Below are 7,079 nucleotides of genomic sequence, written 5' to 3'. Positions count from 1 at the left end.
GCTATCATACCTTCATTTGGCGACTTTCTTAAACACCTACCCTTGAAAGCCCTGCTCCCCCTGCCTTAACAGAAAAATTTTCTTAACCCAAGCGTATTGCTTCAAGAGCTACTTTCTTTCTGGATGCGCTACATCCTCTGGTGAAGGAGTACCCATCCGGTTAATTGTGGCAATCATCTGATACAAGCGCCCCAAGTCGCGTTGATTGAAGTACAAAATGAGGCGAGGTAGTCCAACAGTTTCATCTTGTGCTTCTTGAGGTAATGCCTGACTTTTTTCAATTCTTCCTTGAATAATAATGTCGCTAAAATTAGCATTGAGTTGTTCTAAAAGAGCGTCTGATATATCTGTCTTCAGGCGGATGACCAACTTATCGCCCACATAGCGGCTGGAATGATAAACCTGGTAAAAACGGGTGATAGCGTCACAAGCCACATCCAGGTTATCTGTCACCGTGTAAAGGCTGGGGTCTTCAGGATTGACAAGACCATTTTGCACTAATTGCTTATCAATATATTCGCTCCAAGAGCGCCAGTAATCACCACCAGGGCGATCGATTAAAACTAAAGGTACTGGCCCAAATTTACCAGTTTGGCTTAATGTCATACATTCAAAAGCTTCATCTTGAGTGCCAAAGCCTCCCGGAAACAAGGCTACAGCATCACTTTCTTTGAGGAGAAACAGCTTGCGGGTAAAGAAATATTTGAAGTTAACTAGCTTGGGATCGCCCTCTATAAAAGGGTTTGCTTGCTGTTCAAAGGGTAACTGAATGTTTAATCCAAAGGAATTTTCTCGTCCAGCACCTTCATGACCAGCCTGCATGATTCCACCACCACCACCAGTCATCACCATAAATCCTAATTGAGAAATAGCACGAGCAAATTCAAGGGCCATTTGGTATTCTGGTCTATCTGGCGCTAGACGGGCAGAACCAAAGATGGTGACTTTGCGAACGTGTCGGTAATCATAAAAAAGCTGGAAACCGCGCTCCATATCTGCTAATGCAGCGGATAAGATTTTCCAATCGAGACGCTCAATTTCGGTATCAGCCAGACGAACAATAGTAGTAAGTGCTTGCTGAATAAATTGCCGATTTTTTAATGTCGGTAAACGAACGATCAATTCAGCGATATCCGCCTGTAAAGACTCTAATGTGTCAAACGACGCAGATGAGATCATGAGAACTGCCGCAACAATGGCACTATATTTTACGTGAACTACTCACACTCTAGCAAGCGGGAATAGCCTTCTGATGTGCAGTTAGCAAATTCAGAACTGGTTTTAAAGCTGGAAATTCTAAAAATCTTTTTGATAAGGCTCGTTGGGATAGTTCAACTTTTGAACACCATAGCAAGTTCTCTCGGTCGATCAATTGACATAACTTCCTCACTGAGGGTAAGTGCCACCACAATATATAGGACTCATATTTGATTGCGTGAAAAAAACTCAGTACACCTTTATTCCTTCTTCCCAGTCCCTAGTCTCGACGAGAATTCACCGAATAAAATCGGATTGCTATATATGAGGGTTTGTGTAAAATGGTATGACTTACATCTATAGCGTATATCAAAAGAAAATTTTGTATCTTATTGCCAGATTTTTTGGGAATTAATCTCCATAATAAGAGCACTCTAACCCTAATCTAACAAAGTAAAAAAGCTCTCTAAACCACAATACCGTTCAGTTCAACCTAAAATCCTTGGTAGAGACGCGAAATTGGACTGGGCTTTGCCCCACTATGCTAACGTTTTGCTGCGCTAACGCGTCTTTACAGGTCAAAAATCAGTACCAAAAATCCTTAATCCAAGCGTATTGCTCTAAAGGATATTTGATCGAAAACTGTCTCAATTACACTTCGACACATTAATGCATAATGTGAGCTATTTGTATAGTGCCTAAATCCTAGTAGAATATTTTCGCAAATCTAAGTAGGAAGATAGATGGAAGTTTCTGGACGCATCAATTACCCACTGAATCCTCCTCCTCTTGAAGATTTTCCCGTCCTTCAAACTGAAAAATATACCCTACGGCTGGCTTCAACTGAAGAAGAATTAGAATCAATTTTTCGGTTGCGCTTTGAAGTTTTTAATCTTGAACTAGGCTTAGGATTTTCTGCTTCTAATTTTACCCAGATGGATATAGATAAGTTTGATGCGGTTTGCCATCATTTAATTCTAATCTCCAAACATACGGGTAAAACGATTGGAACTTATCGGATGCAAACCTATACAATGGCTTCTCAAAGATTGGGTTTTGATGCTACCGATATATTTAATCTTAATGGAATTCCCAATTCTGTGCTTCAGGTATCAGTGGAAGTTGGGCGTGCATGTATAGCTAAAGAATATCGCAATAGTCAGGCACTTTTGCTACTCTGGGAAGGGCTGGCAAATTATCTCATCTGGAGTAAAAATCAATATTTCTTTGGTTGTGCATCATTACTAACACAATGTCCTTGGCAAGCTAATTGCGCTTATGATTATTTTCAGCAGAATAACTTAATGCATCCGAGTATTTTAGTTTATCCAAATCCCCAATCTTGTTTAGAAATACCTCAAAATTGTCCAGATAAATATAATTTTGAAATTCCTAAAATTTTGCAGGCATATTTGAATATTGGAGCTAAAATATGTAGTGTTCCAGCTATTGATCGCCAGTTTAAAACTATTGATTTTTTAACTATATCTAATGGCAAAGACTTTGCTAGGTGGCGTTACCAAATTCTGTAAATATTCTCTAGCTACAGTCAGTTACAGGCAGCTACAGAAGCTAAAGTTTGATGTTTATCACTCTGAATCTGGGGCGATCGCATCAACTTCAACTTCAATTAACATCGCTGGATCAATTAAGGATTTAACTTCTACCATAGTTGAAGCTGGTGGATTTTCTCCAAAGAATTCTTGATGTGCGCGTCCAAATTCAGCCCAACAGCTAATGTTTGTAACAAACATCCGAGTCCGTACAACATTACTTTGATCGGCATCTAAGTCTTGTAAAGCTTTGTGGATAATTTCAAAACAGCGCTTTGCTTGTGCATAAGCATCGCCAGGAGCAAAAACACCTCCTGTGGTATCAACTGGTGTAGTACCAGAAATATAAATCTGGCTTCCGACTCTTATGCCTCGACAGTAACCTACTTTTGACTCCCAAGATGTATTAGAAAATGTCCGCTTCAGTTCCATGAGAAACCTAATTTATTACCAATTTATGATATTTTACTCCACATTCGTATCTCGACTACAAAACCAAAGTCAGTTTTGCGATATTTGATACAACCTTGTGTAATTGTTTTCAGGGTTAATAGAAGAGAGATATTTATTGTCAATCTTTCAAATCAGATGACTCCCCATCAAAGTACCTTAGCTATGTCTAATGAACAAACTCAGATATAATTCCTAACGAACGCACCTCATTCAGTTCATTTAACTGAATGATTTTAGACAACCTATTGGGAAAACTACTTATGCGCCATCTCAAATTTGCTCCGAGTTGGTTGCGATTTTTAACTATCTTCTTATTGACGATGGGTATATTGTTTCGCTTTTCTAATCTTGATGGTAAAGTTTTCTGGCACGATGAAACTTATGCCTCATTGCGAATTTCTGGTTACACAATTAATGAAGCTAAACAGCAACTTTTTAATAATCGTGTGATTGGCAAAGAAAGTTTTGCTCAGTTTCAAGGTGCAAATCCAGAAAAAAGCTTAAATGACACAATTATGTCTTTGGCAAAACAAGATTCTCAGCATCCACCGTTATATTACATAATAGCCAGATTGTGGATGGAAATCTTTGGGAATTCGGTGACGGCGATTAGAAGTTTATCAGCCTGCATTAGTTTGCTAGTTTTCCCTTGTGTTTATTGGCTATGTCGAGAATTATTTAATGTGCCATTATCGGTTCCTGGTGTTGCGATCGCACTCATGGCAATCTCCCCTATTCACTTAGTATACGCCCAAGAAGCACAAGAATATATTCTTTGGTTAGTCACCATTTTACTATCCAGTGCGTCTCTGCTACAAGCCATACGGCGAGAAGATGAGCTAGCAAAAGAAAGACAAAAACCAGATTTGTTCGCTATCTGGAGCATTTATGCAGTCACTTTAGCCATTAGTCTTTATACATTTATTTGGAGTGCATTTATAGCAGTTGCTCACGGAATTTATGTAATAATAACTGCCAAATTTCAGTTTACTGAAACTGTAAGAACTTATCTGCTAGCATCACTAGTCGGTTTTTTAGCTTTCATGCCTTGGATAACAGTTGTGACTGGTGACTTTTTTCAATTTTTAATTTCCGCAGACAAAACAACAATGCATTCAGATTTGATACCTATATTTCCTTTTTTATTAATGCAGTTAGTCCGAACTTTTTTTGATATAAATCTTAGTTCGGAAAACCCTCTAAGCTATTTAATTGCACTAGCTTTTTTAACTTTGGTAGGATATTCAATTTATTTTCTTTGTCAAACAACTAACTATAAAGTTTGGTCTTTTCTCATCACGTTAATTGTAGTACCAGCATTACCCCTAATACTGCCAGATTTAATTGCTGGGAGGATACGAGTGTCTATCGAAGCATATTTAATCCCATCTTATTTAGGAATCCAAGTAGCTGTTGCTTATTTACTAGCTACGCAACTATATAATGGGAGCGGATCGCGTCGGAGCTTTTGGCACATAATCATGGCATTAGTAATTATTTGTGGTTTGATTTCTTCTAAGGTGAGTTCCCAGGCAGAAACTTGGTGGAATAAGGAGATGAATTCTGGCAATCCACAAGTTGCCCAAATCATCAATCAGAGCAATCGTCCACTTTTGATTAGTGATGCTTTGGGCAATAATTATGGTGATATCTTTTCTTTAAGTTATCTTTTGGAACCAAAAGTGCGATTTCTGCTGGTGAACAATCAAAAAATTCCTAAAATTCCTGATGGATTTACTGATGTATTTTTACTTAATCCTTCAGACACTTGGAGCAAAATAATAGAAAAAAAGTATCAATTCAAGACAAACATTGTTTATAGTGATAACTATTATTCAGTCTGGAAATTAGTTAAAACTCGTAATTTGCGCAGACGTAATATCTCACCTAATAATAAATTATCTGCCAAGCTATCAACTGGGCAAACAATTATTCCATAGCTGCCAACTTTTGAAAAGTTCCTTGTTGTACAGATCAGTCTGCTTGAAGGATTCCTACAAAACATCCTACTAAATCCACTTTTCCCACTTGATACAAAAAGTTGTTTTGTTAAAGTAGATCATTGTTGTACAAGTTATTGTGAAATTTAGTTATGCGGCATCTCCAACTTGCTCCAAATAGGTTGCGGTTTCTCATTGTAGTTTTGTTAATGGTGGGTATATTTTTTCGTTTTTTTAACCTTGATCGCAAAGTTTACTGGCATGATGAGACTTTCACTTCATTGCGGATTTCTGGTTATACGGTAAATGAAGTCAAGCAGCAAATATTTAATGGTCGCATAATTAATAAGGAAAGTTTTGCCAAATTCCAAAGTCCCAATATGGAGAAAGGCTTAAGTGACACAATTACATCTTTGCAAGTAGACGATCCACAGCATCCACCACTGTATTATATACTCGCTCGGTTTTGGGTGGAAAGATTTGGCAATTCTGTGACGGTAATCAGAAGTTTATCAGCATGTATCAGCTTGTTGATTTTTCCTAGTATTTATTGGCTATGTCGAGAATTATTTAAAGCATCGGCATGGGTATCAGAGGTTGCGATCGCACTCATGGCTATCTCCCCTATTCACTTAGTATACGCCCAAGAAGCACGAGAATATATTCTTTGGATAGTAACTGTATTACTATGCAGTGCTTCATTGCTACGAGCATTACGGTTGGAATCAAAAGAGGGAGTACTACGCATATTAAATTGGGGAATGTATGCAGTCACTTTGGTGCTTAGTCTCTATACATTTTTGTTCAGTGGATTTGTCGTAGTCGCTCATGGTATTTATGTAATTTCCACCGCGAAATTTAGGTTTACTAGAACAGTTAAAGCTTATTTATTAGCATCTTTAGCAGGATTTTTAGCTTTTACACCTTGGATATTGGTTATGATAGTTAACTTTTTGCAAGTAGAGAGTTCAACAGCCTGGACAAAAAGACATTTACCTTTAGACATTTTAATTAAATCTTGGCTTTTACAGTTAAATCGGATTTTTCTTGATTTAGACTTTGGCTTTGAAAATCTGTATAGCTATGTAATTACGCCATTTTTTTTAGTTTTTATTGGATATTCTATTTATTTTATTTGTCGAACAACTAACTATAAAATCTGGTTGTTTATCGTCACTCTGATTATGATTCCTGCATTACCTTTAATGCTACCAGATTTACTTTTTGGAGGTATCCGATCGCTTGCAGAACGTTATTTATTGATATCTTATTTAGGAATTCAACTAGCTGTTACTTACCTACTAGCTACGCAGTTATATAATAAGAGTTTTATACGCCGGAGAATCTGGCAAATAATCATGGGACTAGTGATTATTTGTGGGCTAGTTTCTTATGGAGTGAGTTCTCAGGCTGAAACTTGGTGGAGTAAGGTTATTAGCTCTGGTAATCCACAAGTTGCAAAAATTATCAATCAGGCTAATCATCCACTTTTGATTAGCAATGATTCTGATATTAATTATGGTAATATCTTTTCTCTCAGCTATCTTGTACAGCCAAAAGTGCAGTTTCAATTAGTAAAAGACCCTTCTATCCCCAATATTCCTGATGGGTTCACTGATATTTTTTTACTGAATCCTTCAGATAGCTGGCGCAAACAAATAGAAACAAATTATAATTGTAAAACGTTTGTTGTATATGGTGACAATAATTACTTGCTCTGGAAAATAGAAAATCTACGTAGTAATGTATTTTTTGAAAAAATTAGGACTTACGCAAAACATAACGAAAGTAGCGGTAATTCATGAATTACCGCTACGCAATAATCAGGTTTTTAGGCACATCTTGCGTAAGTCCTGGATATATGGAAATATTTGCTAGAATCATCATCTTTTATAAGATATTTAAATAGGTTCTTGATTAAAATCAGCTAAAAACA

The 7,079-nt window shown here is 37.1% G+C and carries 5 protein-coding genes; 3 read left to right on the top strand and 2 right to left on the bottom strand.

The window, feature by feature from the left end:
- Nucleotides 1–108: 108 nt before the first annotated feature.
- The gene (locus tag RMY63_RS23725; protein WP_322731064.1) at nt 109–1,179 is read right to left on the bottom strand and encodes an LOG family protein; all 1,071 of its coding nucleotides are present in this window, start codon (nt 1,177–1,179) and stop codon (nt 109–111) included.
- Nucleotides 1,180–1,940: 761 nt separating this feature from the next.
- Between RMY63_RS23725 and RMY63_RS23720 the strand changes: the two genes are divergently transcribed.
- A complete protein-coding gene (locus RMY63_RS23720; protein WP_322731063.1) occupies nt 1,941–2,729 on the top strand; it encodes a GNAT family N-acetyltransferase in 789 nt (262 codons plus the stop codon).
- Between the two features lie 57 nt (nt 2,730–2,786).
- Here the strand turns inward: RMY63_RS23720 and RMY63_RS23715 are convergent, their stop codons facing one another.
- Complete coding sequence (locus RMY63_RS23715) at nt 2,787–3,182, bottom strand: RidA family protein (RefSeq protein ID WP_322731062.1); 396 nt, start codon at nt 3,180–3,182, stop codon at nt 2,787–2,789.
- A gap of 281 nt (nt 3,183–3,463) precedes the next feature.
- Between RMY63_RS23715 and RMY63_RS23710 the strand changes: the two genes are divergently transcribed.
- Together RMY63_RS23710 and RMY63_RS23705 are read left to right on the top strand one after the other, a co-directional pair.
- The gene (locus RMY63_RS23710; protein WP_322731061.1) at nt 3,464–5,143 is read left to right on the top strand and encodes a glycosyltransferase family 39 protein; all 1,680 of its coding nucleotides are present in this window, start codon (nt 3,464–3,466) and stop codon (nt 5,141–5,143) included.
- A 152-nt stretch (nt 5,144–5,295) separates the two neighbouring features.
- Nucleotides 5,296–6,948 carry a glycosyltransferase family 39 protein gene (locus RMY63_RS23705; RefSeq protein WP_322731060.1) on the top strand — a complete coding sequence of 551 codons (1,653 nt, stop codon included), beginning with the start codon at nt 5,296–5,298 and terminating at the stop codon, nt 6,946–6,948.
- Nucleotides 6,949–7,079: the final 131 nt, after the last annotated feature.

The sequence above is a fragment of the Nostoc sp. ChiQUE01b genome, assembly GCF_034531255.1.
GTDB lineage: Bacteria > Cyanobacteriota > Cyanobacteriia > Cyanobacteriales > Nostocaceae > Nostoc.
The sequence above is the reverse complement of the archived record's forward strand: the minus strand, read 5'-3'. Positions and strand labels throughout refer to the sequence as shown.